General features: G+C 67.9%; 13 protein-coding genes and 3 pseudogenes. 5 read left to right on the top strand and 11 right to left on the bottom strand.

The genetic code is table 11. The features are described 5' to 3' along the window. The first annotated feature begins 144 nt into the window (after positions 1-144). Entirely contained in the window at positions 145-1,257 is a 1,113-nt protein-coding gene (locus tag QQY66_RS03570; protein WP_301977545.1) for a nitronate monooxygenase family protein, read from the top strand. Then, complete coding sequence (locus tag QQY66_RS03565) at positions 1,254-2,795, top strand: acyl-CoA synthetase (protein WP_301977544.1); 1,542 nt, start codon at positions 1,254-1,256, stop codon at positions 2,793-2,795. The genes QQY66_RS03570 and QQY66_RS03565 overlap by 4 nt, the downstream gene beginning before the upstream one ends. Before the next feature lie 48 nt (positions 2,796-2,843). Here the strand turns inward: QQY66_RS03565 and QQY66_RS03560 are convergent. Further along, positions 2,844-3,742 (bottom strand): annotated as a pseudogene (locus QQY66_RS03560) (penicillin acylase family protein); the annotation flags it as partial. Between the two features lie 38 nt (positions 3,743-3,780). Between QQY66_RS03560 and QQY66_RS03555 the strand changes: the two are divergent. Next, positions 3,781-4,164 (top strand): annotated as a pseudogene (locus QQY66_RS03555) (three component ABC system middle component); the annotation flags it as partial. Between the two features lie 84 nt (positions 4,165-4,248). Here the strand turns inward: QQY66_RS03555 and QQY66_RS03550 are convergent. Further along, positions 4,249-4,440: pseudogene (locus tag QQY66_RS03550) on the bottom strand (transposase); the annotation flags it as partial. Between the two features lie 48 nt (positions 4,441-4,488). Here QQY66_RS03550 and QQY66_RS50215 point away from each other — a divergent pair. Further along, positions 4,489-4,794, top strand: coding sequence for a transposase (locus tag QQY66_RS50215; protein WP_367667073.1), 306 nt, complete (start codon positions 4,489-4,491; stop codon positions 4,792-4,794). Here the strand turns inward: QQY66_RS50215 and QQY66_RS03540 are convergent. From QQY66_RS03540 to QQY66_RS03530, 3 genes are all read right to left on the bottom strand, one after another. Further along, positions 4,775-5,380, bottom strand: coding sequence for a bifunctional 2-polyprenyl-6-hydroxyphenol methylase/3-demethylubiquinol 3-O-methyltransferase UbiG (locus QQY66_RS03540; RefSeq protein ID WP_062711941.1), 606 nt, complete (start codon positions 5,378-5,380; stop codon positions 4,775-4,777). The genes QQY66_RS50215 and QQY66_RS03540 overlap by 20 nt on opposite strands. A 367-nt stretch (positions 5,381-5,747) precedes the next feature. Beyond that, on the bottom strand, positions 5,748-6,200 hold the full coding sequence (locus QQY66_RS03535; RefSeq protein ID WP_301977543.1) for a hypothetical protein: 453 nt from the start codon (positions 6,198-6,200) through the stop codon (positions 5,748-5,750). Positions 6,201-6,249: 49 nt separating this feature from the next. Further along, positions 6,250-6,777, bottom strand: coding sequence for a hypothetical protein (locus tag QQY66_RS03530; protein ID WP_301977542.1), 528 nt, complete (start codon positions 6,775-6,777; stop codon positions 6,250-6,252). Here QQY66_RS03530 and QQY66_RS03525 point away from each other — a divergent pair. After that, on the top strand, positions 6,743-7,420 hold the full coding sequence (locus QQY66_RS03525) for a hypothetical protein (RefSeq protein ID WP_301977540.1): 678 nt from the start codon (positions 6,743-6,745) through the stop codon (positions 7,418-7,420). The two genes, QQY66_RS03530 and QQY66_RS03525, sit on opposite strands and share 35 nt — an antisense overlap. Positions 7,421-7,839: 419 nt before the next feature. Here the strand turns inward: QQY66_RS03525 and QQY66_RS03520 are convergent, their stop codons facing one another. From QQY66_RS03520 to QQY66_RS03495, 6 genes are read right to left on the bottom strand one after another with little or no spacing between them, the layout of a single operon-like run. Beyond that, positions 7,840-9,096 carry a phenylacetate--CoA ligase family protein gene (locus tag QQY66_RS03520; RefSeq protein ID WP_301977539.1) on the bottom strand — a complete coding sequence of 419 codons (1,257 nt, stop codon included), beginning with the start codon at positions 9,094-9,096 and terminating at the stop codon, positions 7,840-7,842. A gap of 41 nt (positions 9,097-9,137) precedes the next feature. After that, positions 9,138-10,895: an amino acid adenylation domain-containing protein gene (locus QQY66_RS03515; RefSeq protein ID WP_301977538.1), complete on the bottom strand. Its 1,758-nt coding sequence runs from the start codon at positions 10,893-10,895 to the stop codon at positions 9,138-9,140. Between the two features lie 3 nt (positions 10,896-10,898). Continuing rightward, on the bottom strand, positions 10,899-12,284 hold the full coding sequence (locus QQY66_RS03510) for an MFS transporter (RefSeq protein ID WP_301977536.1): 1,386 nt from the start codon (positions 12,282-12,284) through the stop codon (positions 10,899-10,901). Next, on the bottom strand, positions 12,274-13,620 hold the full coding sequence (locus tag QQY66_RS03505; protein ID WP_301977535.1) for a condensation domain-containing protein: 1,347 nt from the start codon (positions 13,618-13,620) through the stop codon (positions 12,274-12,276). The genes QQY66_RS03510 and QQY66_RS03505 overlap by 11 nt, the downstream gene beginning before the upstream one ends. Beyond that, complete coding sequence (locus tag QQY66_RS03500) at positions 13,617-14,702, bottom strand: methyltransferase domain-containing protein (protein WP_301977534.1); 1,086 nt, start codon at positions 14,700-14,702, stop codon at positions 13,617-13,619. Before QQY66_RS03500 ends, QQY66_RS03505 begins: the two co-directional genes overlap by 4 nt. Further along, on the bottom strand, positions 14,699-16,180 hold the full coding sequence (locus tag QQY66_RS03495; RefSeq protein ID WP_301977533.1) for an amino acid adenylation domain-containing protein: 1,482 nt from the start codon (positions 16,178-16,180) through the stop codon (positions 14,699-14,701). The genes QQY66_RS03500 and QQY66_RS03495 overlap by 4 nt, the downstream gene beginning before the upstream one ends. Between the last annotated feature and the right edge of the window lie 172 nt (positions 16,181-16,352).

The following is a 16,352-nucleotide window of genomic DNA, read 5'->3' as shown; positions in this document are numbered from 1 at the left end:
TGAAAGTATCTTTCCGGATTGCCCTTGCGCAGTGAAACTTTCATGTCAGGCGTGTCGGGTGTCAACGGGCGTCGGCCGGAAAAGATCTGACGGAACGTCAGAAAAGGCCTTCCGTCGTCCGGAGGACTGCGGCATCCTGCGCCCATGCAGACGGAGCTGAGCAAGAAACTGGGAGTCGAGCACGCCATTTTCGGCTTCACGCCGTTCCCCGCCGTTGCCGCGGCCATCAGCCGGGCCGGCGGCTTCGGAGTGCTCGGCGCGGTCCGCTACACGGCCCCCGACGACCTCAAACGCGACCTCGACTGGATCGAGGCACACGTCGACGGTATGCCGTACGGCCTCGACGTCGTCATGCCCGCCAAGAAGGTCGAGGGTGTCACCGAGGCCGACGTCGAGGCGATGATTCCGGACACGCACCGGCAGTTCGTGCGGGACACCCTCGCCAAGTACGGGGTGCCGGAGCCGGCCGAGGGCGAGGCGTCCGGCTGGCGCATCACCGGATGGATGGAGCAGGTCGCCCGCGCTCAACTCGATGTCGCCTTCGACTATCCGATCAAGCTGCTCGCCAACGCCCTCGGTTCCCCGCCCGCCGACGTGGTGGCCCGCGCCCACGACCGGGACGTCCTCGTCGCCGCGCTCGCGGGCAGCGCCCGGCATGCCAGGAAGCACCAGGAGGGGGGCATCGACATCGTCGTGGCGCAGGGCTACGAGGCGGGCGGCCACACCGGCGAGATCGCCTCCATGGTCCTCACACCCGAGGTCGTCGAGGCCGTCGACCCGCTGCCGGTGCTGGCCGCGGGCGGCATCGGCAGCGGACAGCAGGTGGCGGCCGCTCTGGCGCTCGGGGCGCAGGGCGTGTGGCTGGGCTCCATATGGCTGACCACCACAGAGGCCGACCTCCACTCGGCCGCCCTCACCCGCAAACTGCTCGCCGCCGGTTCCGGTGACACCGTCCGTTCCCGTGCCCTGACCGGGAAGCCCGCGCGCCAGTTGCGCACGGACTGGACCGACGCCTGGGACGACCCGGACGGGCCCGGCACCCTGCCCATGCCGTTGCAGGGGCTGCTCGTCGCGGACGCCGTCTCACGCATTCAGAAGCACGAGGTCGAACCGCTGCTGGGCACGCCCGTCGGGCAGATCGTCGGCCGGATGACCAGCGAACGCAGCGTCCAGGCCGTCTTCGACGACCTCACCCGAGGCTTCGAGCGGGCCGTCGACCGCATCAACCGCATCGCCGGAAGGAGCGGACAGTCGTGACCACCGGATTCTGGGCCCAGGCCGCCGAAGACCCCAGCCGTACAGTGCTCATCGCGCCGGACGGCGACCCCTGGACCGCGGGCCGCCTCCACACCGCGGCCAACCAACTGGTGCACGGCCTGCGCGCGGCCGGACTGGAACGCGGCGACGCCTTCGCGGTCGTCCTGCCGAACGGTCCCGAGTTCTTCACCGCGTATCTGGCCGCCACCCAGGCCGGGTTCTACCTCGTCCCCATCAACCACCACTTCGTCGGCCCCGAGATCGCCTGGATCGTCGCCGACTCCGGCGCCAAGGTGCTCCTCGCCCACGAACGGTTCGCCGGCCCCGCGCGTCAGGCCGCCGACGAGGCGGGCCTGCCGCCCTCCCACCGGTACGCCGTCGGGACGGTGGAGAGCTTCCGGCCGTACGCCGAACTCCTCGACGGACAACCGGAGTCCGCACCTGCTGACCGCACCCTCGGCTGGGTCATGAACTACACGTCGGGCACCACCGGCCGCCCCCGCGGCATCCGCCGCCCCCTGCCCGGCAAGCTCCCGGAAGAGTCCTACCTCGGCGGCTTCCTCGGCATCTTCGGCATCCAGCCGTTCGACGACAACGTGCACCTCGTCTGCTCGCCGCTCTACCACACCGCCGTACTCCAATTCGCGGGCGCGTCCCTGCACATCGGTCACCGTCTCGTCCTGATGGACAAGTGGACGCCCGAGGGGATGCTCCGCCTGATCGACACCCACCGGTGCACACACACCCATATGGTCCCGACACAGTTCCACCGGCTGCTCGCATTGCCGGACCACACAAGGCGGTCGTACGACGTGTCGTCCATGCGGCACGCCATCCACGGCGCCGCCCCCTGCCCCGACCACGTCAAACGGGCCATGATCGACTGGTGGGGGGACTGTGTCGAGGAGTACTACGCCGCCAGCGAGGGGGGCGGCGCCTTCGCGACGGCCGAGGACTGGCTCAAGAAGCCCGGCACGGTCGGCAAGGCCTGGCCCATCAGCGAACTCGCGATCTTCGACGACGACGGCACCAGGCTGCCGCCGGGCGAACTCGGCACCGTCTACATGAAGATGACCACGGGCGGCTTCGCCTACCACAAGGACGAGAGCAAGACCCGCAGGAACCGCATCGGCGACTTCTTCACCGTCGGCGACCTCGGCCTCCTCGACGAGGACGGATATCTCTTCCTCCGCGACCGCAAGATCGACATGATCATCTCGGGTGGGGTCAACATCTACCCCGCCGAGATCGAGTCCGCGCTGCTCGCCCACCCCGCCGTCGCCGACGCCGCCGCCTTCGGCATCCCGCAAGACGACTGGGGCGAGGAGGTCAAGGCCGTCGTCGAACCGGCCCCCGGCCATGAACCCGGTCCCGATCTCGCCGCCGCGATCCTCGATCACTGCGCCGAGCACCTCGCGGGCTACAAGCGGCCCAAGAGCGTCGACTTCGTCGCGGAGATGCCGCGGGATCCCAACGGGAAGCTGTACAAGCGGAGGTTGCGGGATCCGTACTGGGAGGGACGTACGCGGCCGGTGTGAGCGGACGTGTTGTGGGCCCGTCCCCTGTGGGACGGACCCACATCGCCGTCACCGGTGTTCGGTCACCCGCATCACCCGCAGGGCGGGCGAGGACAGGATGTCCTTCTCGCAGAACCGCGCGGTCACCCACTTCTCGCCCGAGAACAACCGGGTCTGGTCGCTGAAGTGGGGCGAGTTCGGGTTCGAGGACTGGGAGTACGTCAGGAGCGTGCGGGCCACCGGACAGCGGCTGCCGTCCCAGCCCACGGCCTGGATGTGGCTGGAGCCGAAGGAGACGTCCCGGTAGCCGCCCTTCGCCGTGTCCCAGACGGGCTCGATCTTGTTCAACACGCCCAGGGACTCGGTGCCACCGCCCACGGCCAGGCGCTGCCCCTTTCGCACGACGTACTGGTGGTCCCCGAGCCGCGCGTCCAGCGGGATGCCCGCCGCGCGCAGCTCCGCCACGGCGTCGGCGAGGGCCGTGGTGAAGCCCGGTGCGTCGGTGTTGAGCGTGTTCGGGGTGCCGACCGGGTCTGCCGGTGAGAACGGGACCTTCCAGAGCTGCGTGGACGGCACGGCGGCGCGCAGCTTGTGCCAGAACCGGTCGAAGAGCAGCGCACCCCGGCTGTCGCTGTTCATCGTGCGGTCCCAGGACTTCAGCACACCGCAGGCTCGGCTCACGTCAACTGCGGTGCCTCCACTGCCGGTTGCTGCCCCTCCTGGAAGTGCCGCGCACGCCCGTGCCGCGTCGGTCGCGGCCAGCTCGCCCGCGGTCGAGCGGTTCGCGAACTGCTGCCGCTGAAGATGCCGGACGGTGAGCCCGCCCTCGCCGCCATGTCCGCGGCATCGGCGACGGCGCCACGGGTCCGCACGGAAGCAGCCGTACGGACCGGGCCGAAGACCCGCTCATAGCCGGTGACCTGCTGGTCGAGGTTGGTCAACCAGGCGCTGTCATTGGAGTTCGCCGCGCGGCTGGCGGCTTTACTGGAGTCGACGGGAGCCGCTGATGGCCGGGCGTGAACTCAGCAGGGAGGAACGCGGCTTGTTCAACTCGGCATTCACCGCACCCGTGTGTACCCGCGCGGTGCAGGGCTACGAACAGCAGTACGCCACCGTGTGCCCGCTGCCCGTAGCGGTGCCCGCCGCGGGCATGGCCCTCCAGCCGTCCATCCGGGCAGCGCTGCCGGCCACCCTGCGCACCGGGCTGATGGGGTGGCTGGACGCGAACGAGGCCGTGCGCGTCGCGATGGGACTCAACGCTGCCGCTCTCGCTGCCGTCGTGCGGCCCGGCCTGCTCTTCGCCCTCCAAAGCGATGTCCTGAGGCTTCAGGACAGCGGGCTGACCGTGGCGCCGCGAGCCCTGGACAAGACGGTCAAAGGCGGCACTGAGCAGAACACCGCCATCCAGAAAGCGGCCGTTCAACTCGGGCGCTGGCTGCCCAGCACCGGCGGCATTAGGGTCCGTCTTCAAACGGAGTCCGCCTCGGGATCGGCCGAGGGCGTGATCGTCCGGTTCGTCCGGCCGGTGGATCCCCCTGATCTGCTGGAGGGCCCGGGTGAACACGCCGTCCAGGGCGTAGCGGCGGAAGCGGATGTAGACCGTCTGCCATGGCCCGTAGCGTTCCGGCCGGTCGCGCCAGGAGGTCCCGGTCCGGATCTTATTAGAACTCCGTTAGGTCTTCCGATAAGTGCTGATCAAGAGCATGTTGGGGGTGTGGACGCACATGAAGTGAACCGCATGCGGGCGGCGTTGGCGTTCTTCGTGGCCGACGTGTTCGCATCGGTGCCGCGCAAGGATCAGCGGGCGAAGGGCGACTGCTATCTGCGGGGGCTGATGCTGGACGGGCGCCGCAAGTCGATCCAGGCGATGGCGGAGCGGCTGCCGGACGGCAACTTACAGCGGCAACATCAGGAGCCCAGTGACGACCGTGTGGACGTGTCGGCCGAGCTTGCCGAAGAACCCCCGCACCGCGAAGGCCACCAAGATGCCCCGCAGAACCTCACCGGCGGTGGACGCTGACGGCATAGCCGCCGCCATCGTAAGAGTCGGCGTCCCAGGTGGCGAAGCGGTCGACGAAGGTGAGGCCGGCTGCGGCGCAGTAGTCGTCGTATTCCGACAGGGTGATGCTGGGTGGCACGGGCAGGTGGGCTTCGTCCAGGCCGAAACCGGCGACGATCAAACCGCCCGGACGCAGGGCCGCGGCCAGGCGCTCGACCGCCGTGGCCTCGGTGCCAGCGGCGAGCAACGGGAAAACGTTGCCTGCGGCGATCACGAGATCGAAGTACGGTGAAATGCCGAGCAAGTCCGGGTCGAACCCGGTCAAATCGACTTGGAACCAGGGCAGTTCCGGCGCCTGTTTCTGCGCCACTGCCAGCATCGACGCATCAAGATCCACTCCGACGCAGTCGTAGCCGAGCTCCGCAAGCCGGATCATGACCCGTCCGGTACCGCACCCGGCGTCCAGCACCCGCGCTCCGGCAGGCACGAGTGCTGCGCAGAACCGCGCCTCACCGTGCACATCCTTCCCGCTACCGGCCAGGGCCGCGAACCGTTCAGCGTAGTCCTGTCCGGACGTCCCCCCAGTCAACTCCTCCCAACGGCTCATGAGGGCAACTATAGGTCGACCATGTGCCGCTCGAAGATGCGACTGAGCTCACGGCGCTGGCCTCGCCGCCTGCTGGCACACCTGGACGACGACATACGGAGACGTGAACGCCTGGGCGGGCATCCTCGACAAGGATGAACCGGGTTACCTGGGTCCTGGACCGAGCCCCCGTTCGGCGAGACGGTGCACCCCGGCGAGGACGGCCCCGACCGACACCGAAGGTCAGGCGTGTGCCATCGAAGTAGTTGTCGAGGCCGCTGCCTGGATGCGCGTACACCTTCGAGCTGGCTTGCTGAACCTGCAGCTGGTTTGAGCTGGGCGGCGAGGGACACAAGGACTGTGGCGTCCATGCCGGGCCGGGCGAGGGCTAGCTCGTCCAGCTGTGGGCCACGTCGACCACGACCCGGTCGGCCAACTGGAGCACGCGGAACGGCAGTCGGGCGCGCACACCGAGACCGACCTGCGTCTGGCCCTCGAAGGTGCCGCCGAACCGAGTGTCCCGGAAGGTGCTGTACCCGCTGATATTCACGCCGGGCAGGGACTCGCCCACCTCGCCCGGGTAGGTCGGCACGCCGGCCTCCAGGTGGGCTGCGCGTGGGCTTCGGCGTTCGGCGCTGCGTATGAGGAGAGCCGCAATGTCTGGTGCGGTGATCGCGGTGAGCTCGTCGGTGCTGAGGTGGCTGAGCCAGTCGGGGAAGGCGCCGAAGGCGGGTTCGGGATAGGGGCAATGAGCGGCCAGGGCAATGGCGGCAGCGCGGTCGTGGATGCCCATGCTGGAGGCGTAGCACGCAGCGGGCGTGTCGACACCGTACTTGACCATGGCGGGAAGGGTGGTGAGTCGGCCTTCGTGTGAGGTGCCGCGGCGTAGTTCAAGGAGTGTCGAGCACGACGGTGGTCTTCGTGATACCGGCCGTGTGCAGCGCGCTCTTGTGCCGGTCGTGGATGTCCGTCGGTGGAAGGCCAGCAATCCAGTCGGCTGCGGCGGGGGCGATGGCGGCGACGGGAACCTTTTTCTTGCGGGCGCCCCGCTGAAGTTCCAAGACCGTGGTGGCTGCGGTCAGGACAAGTTCCTGCAATTCGTGCCAGTTGTCGCGATCGAGGAGTGCGGGGCGTTCCTCGAGAGCGGTGGCGATGCGGTCGGCGGCCGTGAGGGCGTCGATGCCTCCTTGGACGCTCAGACCGGTGCGGACGATGCCGGCACGGATGGCGCGATCGGGCAGGCGTTGGCTGATGGTCCGGACGCGGCGTGCGGAGAAGCGGACCAGCGGTTGAAGCGACCAGTGGCGGGCGCCGAGTTGGTGAGCGGCCAGGGTGTAGCCGAGAGGTGCCTGTGCGGCCCGTTCGAGGAGGCCTTGGTCGGGGGTGTCTACGACCTCTTCGGCGAGCTGGGCGAGCACGCTCTCCGTCTCGGCGAGCAGCTGGTCCAAGGCCCTGGAGCCGATCCGGACAGACGGCCCGTCCGCCGCTCTCCCCAGCGGTCCGGCGCTGTTAGCCCATGTCGACGATCGCCTTGACCATTTCCGGCACCTCGATGACGAGCTCGGCAGCGGCGAGGTGTACCAACTGGCCCGCAGTGAACTGTCCTTGATCGTCAAACTGATCTCATCGCGCCGCTACGACGGCCGGACCGTGGACTACTTGCATGCGATGGCGTCCGAGGCGGCGCGGCAGGTCGCGTGGGCGGCCTTCGACCAGAGCCGCCCCGGCGTCGCACAACGCTTCTTCGACGGCTCCCTCCGCGCCTCCGCCGAGGCCGGCGATCCGATCAGCGGGGCCTATGCGCTCTCGTTCGCCGCGATCCAGTGCTACTCCACCCCCGGGCACGCGGGCAGGGCGGTATCGCTCCTTCAGACGGCGCAAGAGCAGGTGAGGCGGAAGGCGACTCCACGGATGCACGCCATGCTGGCGGCTCGCACCGCCCGCGCCCTGTCGAAGACCGGCGCGAAGAAGGCGTGCGCCCGGCAACTCGACATCGCCCGCAAGGCGCTGGGCAAAGGCCCCCATGACGACGACCCGAAGACGCTGTACTGGGTGGACTAGGGCGTTATGGAGTCTGTCAACCTGTTCCAACCCGAAAGTGTCTCAGCACGCCGCTGCCTGGCCGCATGACGAAGCCTTCGGCCAGGCAGGGCTGTTCACGAGTGGGTCTGACCAGCGCGTTCCCGAGCCCTCCAAGATCGTTCCCCAACCCGATCAAGATCGTTCCCCCGCCTCTGCTGCGGTCGGCTTGAGCTGGGTGGCCCTGGGCATCGGCAGCGGCGGCCCGGCCCGCTGGATCAAGACCGCACAGACACTTCGGCTCCGCGAGCTCTCCCCGAGGTGTGCGCCACCGCCTCGACCGTCAACAGCAGAAGTCGCAGATGAACGCCGTGAACAGGGCGGTGGGATATGCCCTGTTCACGACAGGCTGCTTGTGGAGGCGCCGGTGGCCCGCCACGCATCGACCTGACCAGCCAGGGTCAGGGGCTGGGCCGCTCGTCCACGACCTCGATCAGCTTGCCGGTGCGGGGGTTCGTCGTCAGCTCGGCGGGGCGCACCCACTCCACTGTGATCGGGTGGATGGTGCCCCGGCGGACCGCGCGGGGATACGGCGGACTGGCCGCGTACACGGCGTCGATAACCGCCTGGTCCAGACCGTCCGGGGCCTGCTCCTGCGCAGCCAGCCGCAGCACCAGTCCATCCCTGCCCTCCCAGCGACGCGCGACCAGCTGCATTCCGGTCACCACCCCGTCCCGGTCGGCCCGGGCGATGACGTTGCGGACCTCGCCGGGGCGCAGCACGTCCGGGCCGACCTTCACGGCGTCCTCGGAGCGGCCCAGCAAGCGGAACTGCTTCCGCTCCACATCGGTCCACTCGGCACGGTCACCGACCGGGTAGCGGATGACAGGCATCAGCGTCCGGGACGTGTTGGTCGCGATCACCCGGCCCGGCATGCCGGCCCGGGTGATCGGCTCGCCGGTTGCCTCGTCGAGCAGCTCGATGAGGCTGTAGGGCGCGAGTGACTCGTGTACCCGCACGTCGTCGCCGGGGACGGGTGCGCCGAGCGGGCCGCCGTCGACCGCGGCGTATCCGAGCGACCCCACGGTGGCCTTGGGGAATGCCTGAGCAAGCACCGAGCGGACATCGTCGAAGAGCGGCTCGCCGGCGAAGAGCAGCCGTTCGACCGAGTCGGCGACCTCACCGCGCTCGATCAACAGGTCGGCCAGCCGGACCAGCGTCGACGCCATACCGCAGGTGACATTGACGCCGAACTCCTTGAACACGGAGGCGACGAACTCCACCGGCGCCGCACCGGCGATCGGCAGCCGCAGATTCTCGATGGGGGCGTGCGTCAACACGTCGTTCATAAAGGCAAAGCCGCTGTACAACTCGCCGGCGAAGAACAGATTGGCTACTCGGTGGCCGGGGCGCACCCCTGCCCGCACCAGCCCGGTGCCGAACGCGACGACGGCATCGGTGTTCTCCTCCTCGTCCCACGGGGAGAACTTCGGCGCGCCGGTGGTGCCGCCGGACTTGTACACGATTCCGTTTGTCAACGGCCTGGTAAGCAGCCGGTTGCCCGGGAAGGTGTTCGCGTCCCAGAAGGCCTCCTGATCCACGACGGGGAGCTGGGTGAGGTCGGTGATCACCTCGGGCAGGTCACGGTAGAGATCAGCGTAGAACGGTGAGTTGCGGCGGGCGTAGTCGACCAGCACCGGCAAGGGCTTCGCTGGCACCTGAACCTCTCTTCACAGTCGGCGGAACAACGGACGGGTACTCAGACCTGGTCGAGCAGCTCGGTCAGGGCGGCCCGGTCGACCTTGCCGTTCGTGGTGAGCGGCAGCGTGTCGATCGCGCGCACGCCCATGGGGATCATGTAGTCGGGAAGTGAACGGGACAGGACCCTCCGCAGGTCGTCCGGCACCCCGTCCGGCGCGACCAGCACTGCCTGCAGGGTCCGGGTCACTCCTTCGCCGTGCACCAGCGCGACCGCCTGGAGGACGCCGGGGTGCGCCTCCAGGGCGCGCTCGATCTCCTCGAGCTCGATGCGCTGCCCGTTGAGCTTCACCTGGCGGTCGGCACGTCCCAGGAACTCCATCTCGCCGGCCGGGTTGACGCGGGCGAGGTCCCCCGTGCGGTAGATCCGCCGGGGTCTGCCGTCCTCGGTCCGGATCGTGATAAACCGTTCGTCTGTCAGATCGGGGCGGCCGACGTAGCCGATCGACAGGCCTGGGCCCGACACACAGATCTCGCCGGTCTCGCCCGGCGCCACCGGGGTGAGGTCCGGCCCGAGGATCGACACCTCACGGTGGGCGATGGGGCGGCCGATCGGCACCGAGGAGGCGTCCGCCGCGAGCTCGGCAACCGGGAAGCAGGTCGCGATGACCGTCGTCTCGGTGGGGCCGTAGGCGTTGATGATCGGCAGCTTCGGCAGCCGCTCATGCGCCGCGCGGATGTGCCGCGGGGACTGCGCCTCGCCGCCGAGGATCAGCGCGACCAGTGGGTCCAGCAGGTCCGGTGCGCTGTCGACGATGACGTTGAACAGCGCGGTGGTCAGTACCAGCGTGTTGACGCCGTTGTCGTAGATGGCCGCACGGAGTCGGCTGACGCTGGGGAACATGCCGTCGAACAGGACGCAGGTGCCACCGTGCAGCAGCGCTCCCCACAGCTCGATCGTCATCGCGTCGAAGCTCGGGGACATGTGCTGGAGCAGCACGGTGTCGGCTGAGAGCTCCGTGTAGGCCGCCGGGAACAGCAGGCTGGTGACGCCGTGGTGCGGGGTCAGCACTCCCTTTGGCTCGCCTGTCGACCCGGAGGTGAAGTTGACGATGGCGGCGCCCGCGGCAGCCACTTCGACGTCCGGGCCGTCGTCCCGGCCCGCGGCGTCCGTGGCGCCGACGCGCATGCGGGTGACGTGGTCCGGCAGCGGCGCGTCGGTCGCCTCGTCCGTGACGACGACCGGAACGGAGGCCAGGTCGGTCATCGTGGCCAGCCGGGCGGCCGGCCACCCCGGGTCGATCGGCAGATAGGCGCCGCCGGCCTTGAGGATGCCCAGCAGTGCGGCGACGAACTCGGGCGTGCGCGCCATTGCCGTGGCGACGACCGTGCCGGGCTTGACCCCCTCCCGGTGCAGCCGCCAGGCGAGGTCGTTGGCGGCGCGGTCGAGCTCCCGGTACGTCACGGCGCGGTCACGGAAACGCAGTGCGATCGCCTCCGGGGCCTCGGCGGCGCGCTCCGCGAACACCTCGGCGATCGTCCCGCCTGGGAAGCTGCTGTCGGCACGGCGGACGCGGGACTCGATCGTCGACACGACCGCCGACAGGGTCGGCGTCTGGTAGAGCTCCTCCGGCATGAGGACATCGAGGCCTAAGGAGTCCTCGATCTGGGCGAGGAACTTCACCACGCCCAGCGAATTTCCCCCGAGGTCGAAGAAGTTGTCTTGCGGGTCGGCGGCGTCCCTGTTAAGGACCTCACGCCAGATCGCCTCCACCGTCTGTGCGATGGCGGCTCGGCTGTCATCCCGATTCCGTTCCACCGGTCACTCCATTCCTCGGTCACGTCTCGATTCGTCCGAACGGATGAGCAGGAACGTGCACACCGCGCCGGCCCCGGCCACCAGCACGCAGATCCCGAACAGCCCCGAGTACCCGCTGGTGGCGTTGGACAGCAAGGCACTGCCGACGGCGAAACCGCCCTGTCGCAGGATCGTCATGATCGCGGCGACGGAACCGGCCCGGTCCGGCGGCGCACTCGCGATGAGCGCGCCAGTCACCTGGTTCTGCACGGTGGCCGCGCCGATACCGGCGACGGTCATTCCCGCGATCACCACGGCCAGCGCGGTCTTCTGGGCGCCGACGCCGATGATCAGGCACCCGGCGGCCACCACAGTCAGGCCGCCGGAGTAAAAGGTGCTCTGCTTCGCCCTCGTGGCCACCGGCGTGACCAGGTAGGGGACCGCGAACATCGGCACGGTGAAGAAGAGCATGAGGTACGAGAGCTTCTCGGTGCCCAGGTCCATCGAGGACTCCAGGAACATCGGCAGATAGACCATCAGCGACCAGTAGCTGACCGCGAGACACAGCGGCACCAGCGCCAGGCCCGCGAACACCCGCATCCGGAAGAGGCCGAGGTCGACGGCCGGGTGCCGGGCCTTTCGTTCGGTCCACACGAACAGGGCGAAGACTGCGATCAGCACCGCGACGACCAGCGGTTTGCTCACCGTTGTACCGCCGATGACCGGGCCGTACATCAGCAACCAGGTCGCCAGGAACAGGAACACGCTGAAGGCGGCCAGGCCGGGCAGGTCAAGCGGGTTGTTCTTGCGGACACCGGGCGCTTCCCTCGCCACCAGGCAGCCCGCGATGATGACCGCGCAGACCGGAATGTTGATCAGGAAGATCCACTGCCAGCCGAGCACGCTCGCGATGACGCCGCCGAGCCCGGGACCTGCCACCAGCGCCATGCCCTGGATCGTGCCGATGAGGGCGAAGGCGCGTACCCGCGCGGCCTTCTCCGTGTAGATCCGGCCGACCAACGCCAGGCCGCCGCAGACGATAAACGCCCCGCCGATCCCCTGAACGACCCGCCCGCCGATCAGGACGCCGTAGTGCGGGGCGAACGCGCAGACCACAGATGCGACCAGGAGGAGCGCGGAGCCGACCATGACCGAGAGCCGGTGACCGTAACGGTCGGACAGCACACCTGCAATGAGGAGCATGACGGTCAGCGCCAGGCTGTAGCCGTTCATGATCCACACCGAGCCGGCGACATCCACGTCGAATTCCCGGCCGAGGTCGGTGAGGATGAGCGCGACCGCGGTCAGATCGAAGGTGGCGAAGAAGCCGCCCAGCCCCATGACCACGGCGGGCACGTACTTCGTCGCCCGGCTCGGCGGCGTCGTTGTGTCCGCTGTGCTATGGCTCACGAAGAACCCTCTCCAGCAACTGCTCATAGTCGCGGACGAGAGCGACCGCCTCCGCGCGCGAGAAGACGCTCCGCGAGAACTGCCAGAACATCCGCGCGTGCCCGGCGTCCCGCGTGGGACTCGGCGGGATCACCACGACGTTCATGTCGAACTTCGCGGTGTGGTTCTGCCCCTCGCGGATCTCGGCCGCGCAGTTCCCCAACTCCAGTCGTGGCACCTGCGAGTCGTGAAAGCTGAAGCAGTGCTGGAAGACCGGATTACGGCCCGGCCGCTGCGCGGTTTTCAGCTGGCGGACCATCAGCGACAGGGGCACGTCGTTGTAGCGCAGCGCCCGGAACAGCGACCTCTGGACGCCGCGGAAGACGTCAGCCGGTGGCCCTCCCTCGGGGACCCTGACCCGCACCGGCATGGTGTTCACCACCATGCCGAGCATCGGCTCCAGGTCGGTCTCGGTCCTGGCGTTGACCGCGGTGCCGACGCAGAAGTCGGTCTCGCCGCTCTTCTCGGCCAGCATCTGCGCGTAGACGCCGAGCATCAGTACAAACGGCGAGACAGCCAGGCGCCGGGCGGTGTCGCGGATCCGACCGAAGGATTCCGCGGGCAGCGTGGCCTCGAGGTTGTGGCCGTCCAGGCTGTCCACCCGGGTCGGCGGACCGCCGACCGTCACCTCCCCGGCGCCGTCCAGATAGTCGGCCCAGAAGTCGACCGCCTCCCGGCCGTACTCCCCCTCCATCCGGCCGCGCTGCCAGCTGACGAACTGCTGGTACTGCGCTGGCACCGGCGGCAGGTCGGGCCGCAGACCGGCCGCCAGGGCGTTATAGGCGGCCTGCACCTCCTCCCAGAACCGGCCGAACGACCAGCCGTCGTGGACGGCGTGGTGCTCGACCTGGATCAGCGTCCACGCACCGGGCGCGAGCCGCACCGCGTCGATGCTCAGCAGCGGGAGCGTCGCGGGGTCGAAGACCTGGTGCTGTCGCGCGAGGCGCAGCTCCTCGAGCGCCTGCTGCCGCTCCGGTTCCGGCAGCCCGGACAGGTCGTGGAACGGGATGTCGAAGGGAAAGGGCTCGTGGACGGTCGCCAGGTAGCCGGAGCTGCCCAGGCTGATCGTGGTGCGTAGCATCTCGTGCCGGTCGATGACGTGCGTCACGGCCCGCTCCAGGCAGACCAAGTCCAGCTCGCCCCTGATGTGGATCGTCGCCTGCGCGTTGTACGCCTGATTGCGCGGGTAGAAGGCGCTGAGCAGGCAAATCTGCTCCTGGTTGTAGGAGATGCCCCGCGCGGGCGGATGGTCCGAGACCCGCGCGGGTTGCAGCACCTGGGCCCGTCCGCCGGTCACGAGTTCCTCGACACGAACATGTACCGGAGCTGCTCGATTCCGGCCTCGTACTCCGCCTCGCTGTACCGGAACTGGAACAGCTCCTCGTTGCGCTCCTCGAGGAACCTCTCCCGGAGCGATTCGAGCACGGTGACCTTCTTCCGCCAGTGCTCGTTCTCTTCCCGGCTCAGGTCGACGGACTCGTAGCCGCCGAACATCTCTTTGAGCAGCGTCGCCAGCTCTGTGAGGTCGGGGCTCCATGTCTCCGCAGTGAAGGTTCGCATCGGGAACGTCCGGACGATCCCAAGCCGTACGGCGTCGGTGCCGATCTCCTGGAACCTGCGTAGCAGCGACTTCAGCGACGGGGCGTAATAGATGGTGTCGATGGAGATGATGTGCGTGAAGGTGCGGGGCGGGAAGCGCAGGTCGCGGACGTCCATGGTGTGAAAGCGCAGTCGGCTGTCCGACTCGGCCAACATATCGGCATAGGCGATAGCGCTGGCCGACAGATCGACGCCGACGACGTTCGCTCCGGTCTGCTCCGCGATGTACTGGGAGATCAGTCCGTATCCACAGCCGAGGTCCAGGACGGTGTCACCCTCCTTCGGGGCGAGCAGGGCGAGCATCCGGTCGATCTGCGTGAAATCCGCCATGCCGTGCTGACCGAGGTTCCGGCCGTAGACCTGCCGGCAGAACTCCGCGTGGGCGTCACTGGCCATGGCGGTGGCGTAGTAGCGTTCGAACCGCTGGTTCCGGGACTCTTGGCGCTCGGGCTCGTTGTAGCGCAGCAGCCGTTCCGTCTGGGTCATGGAGCCGTCCGGTGCCTTCGCCTCCTCGACCACCGCCTCCTCATCAGCCTTCAGCACATAGCTGACGAACGCGGAGAGCGTGGGGTTCTCCACCAGCGCGAAGAGGGGAACCGACTTGCCCAGCTCTCCTGACACCCTGGTGACCAGCAGCATCGCGGTGAGCGAGTGTCCGCCGGACTCGAAGAAGTGCGTGGACTCGGTGACGAGGCCGGTTTCTGTGTTCAGCAGCTCCGCCCAGATCGGCGTGATGGTGTCGATGGCATGCTGGTATGCGTCCGTGGTCCATGTGGTCATCGTGTGGCCTCCCCGTTACGAAAGATGGTCAGTACGGCGTCACGGTCTACTTTCTGATTGAAGGTCAGCGGTAGTGCGTCGATGACCTTAAGGCTGGTGGGCACTGCGTACCCAGGCAGCTGTTGCGCGAGGTGCTTCTGGAGTAGGGCCTCGGTGAGGCCGGGGTCGCCCGTGACCACAGCGGCCAGCGCGCGGGATCCGTGCTCGCGGACGGCCGTGACGTACGCCGAGGCCACCATCGGATGGTTCAGGATCGCTGCGGAGACCTCCGACAGCTCGACCCTGTTTCCGCGGATCTTAACCTGGTCGTCTTTTCTCCCGATGAACAGGAGGTTGCCGTCGGTGCCCCGCCGGGCAATGTCTCCGGTCCGGTACACGACCGTTCCCGGGTCAAATGGATTATCAGTGAAGGCGTGAGATTCTGGGCGTAGATACCCGGGGGCGACGCTTTTCCCGGAGAGGAGGATCTCACCTTCCTCGCCATCGGCCACCGGGTCGCCGTACTTGTTGACGACGTATGCCCGCATTCCCGGTATCGGCTCACCGATCGGCACTGAGCCGTCCCGGTCCACGGCGGGATCGAAGGTGTGGGTAATGCAGCCAACGGTGGCTTCCGTGGGACCGTACTCGTTGACGATCTCGGCGCTCCCCATCAACTGAGCGTGGACCTTCGCCGCGAGCTCGGCCGTCAGATCCTCGCCGCCGACAATCAGTCGCCTAATGTGCCGGTGACCGTTGAGCAGATGGGACAAGAGGTAGAGGTACGACGGAGTTATCTTGACGACGTTGACGTCTTCGTCCGCCAGGATTCGCTGGATCGCCATAGGGTCGGCGACACCATCGTAGATACCAATCGAAGCGCCGGCGATCAGGGGCGGAAATAAGCAGGTCACCGTGAAATCGAACGCCAGGGTCGTATACAGCGCGATTCTGTCGTCCGGGGACTGCAAGTACCTGTCACTCGCCCACCGGACGTAGTTCAGGAGGTTTCCGTGGGTGATGCCGACGCCCTTGGGTCTTCCGGTCGACCCTGAGGTGTAGAGGATGTAGGCCAGCTCAGACGAGGGGACGACCACCGTCGGCACGGTCTCGCCGGGGCGGCTCAGCCCGTCCAACCGCAGCTCGACGAGGCCCAGCTGACCGACTGTCTCCACGTACTCGGCCGAGCAGATAACCATCGTGGCTTCGCTGTCGTCGACAATGTACCTGATCCGGTCGACGGGATTCCTGGTGTCTATCGGCACATATGTCGCGCCGAGCCGCAGCACCGCGAGCACCGAAGCCACCAGGTCTAATCGATGACCGACGGCCAGACATACACGGGTGCGCGACTGACACCCGGCCTCAAATAAGGCACTCGCTATCTCGTTTACTCGCTGCCCCAGTCGGGCATAGCGGTGAGATCCGTCATCGTCGGTTACGGCTATGCGATCGTGGTGCAGTTTCAGGCTTTTATCTAAGAGTGCGTAGAGGTTCATTTCTTCACGGTCATGGGGCACCGCCGGGTTGCCTCTGGGCAGCATGAAAGTCCTCGATATCAGTTTCGCGAACGGTGCGTATCACATGATGCCCAGCGCTCGATACCGACTGCGGCATTCAGCGGGGCGGAAATGCATACGTCGCAACAACGGATCAGGAGGGGCAGATCGC

It is taken from the genome of Streptomyces sp. DG2A-72, from assembly GCF_030499575.1.
Classification (GTDB): domain Bacteria; phylum Actinomycetota; class Actinomycetes; order Streptomycetales; family Streptomycetaceae; genus Streptomyces.
This window is presented reverse-complemented; position numbering and strand designations above follow the sequence as displayed.

Excerpts from the sequence above, each read along its gene's own strand:
- QQY66_RS03535 (WP_301977543.1), bottom strand. The coding sequence starts at position 6,200 with ATGGTCAAGTACGGTGTCGACACGCCCGCTGCGTGCTACGCCTCCAGC.
- QQY66_RS03540 (WP_062711941.1), bottom strand. The coding sequence starts at position 5,380 with ATGAGCCGTTGGGAGGAGTTGACTGGGGGGACGTCCGGACAGGACTAC.
- QQY66_RS03570 (WP_301977545.1), top strand. The coding sequence starts at position 145 with ATGCAGACGGAGCTGAGCAAGAAACTGGGAGTCGAGCACGCCATTTTC.
- QQY66_RS03500 (WP_301977534.1), bottom strand. The coding sequence starts at position 14,702 with ATGACCACATGGACCACGGACGCATACCAGCATGCCATCGACACCATC.
- QQY66_RS03495 (WP_301977533.1), bottom strand. The coding sequence starts at position 16,180 with ATGAACCTCTACGCACTCTTAGATAAAAGCCTGAAACTGCACCACGAT.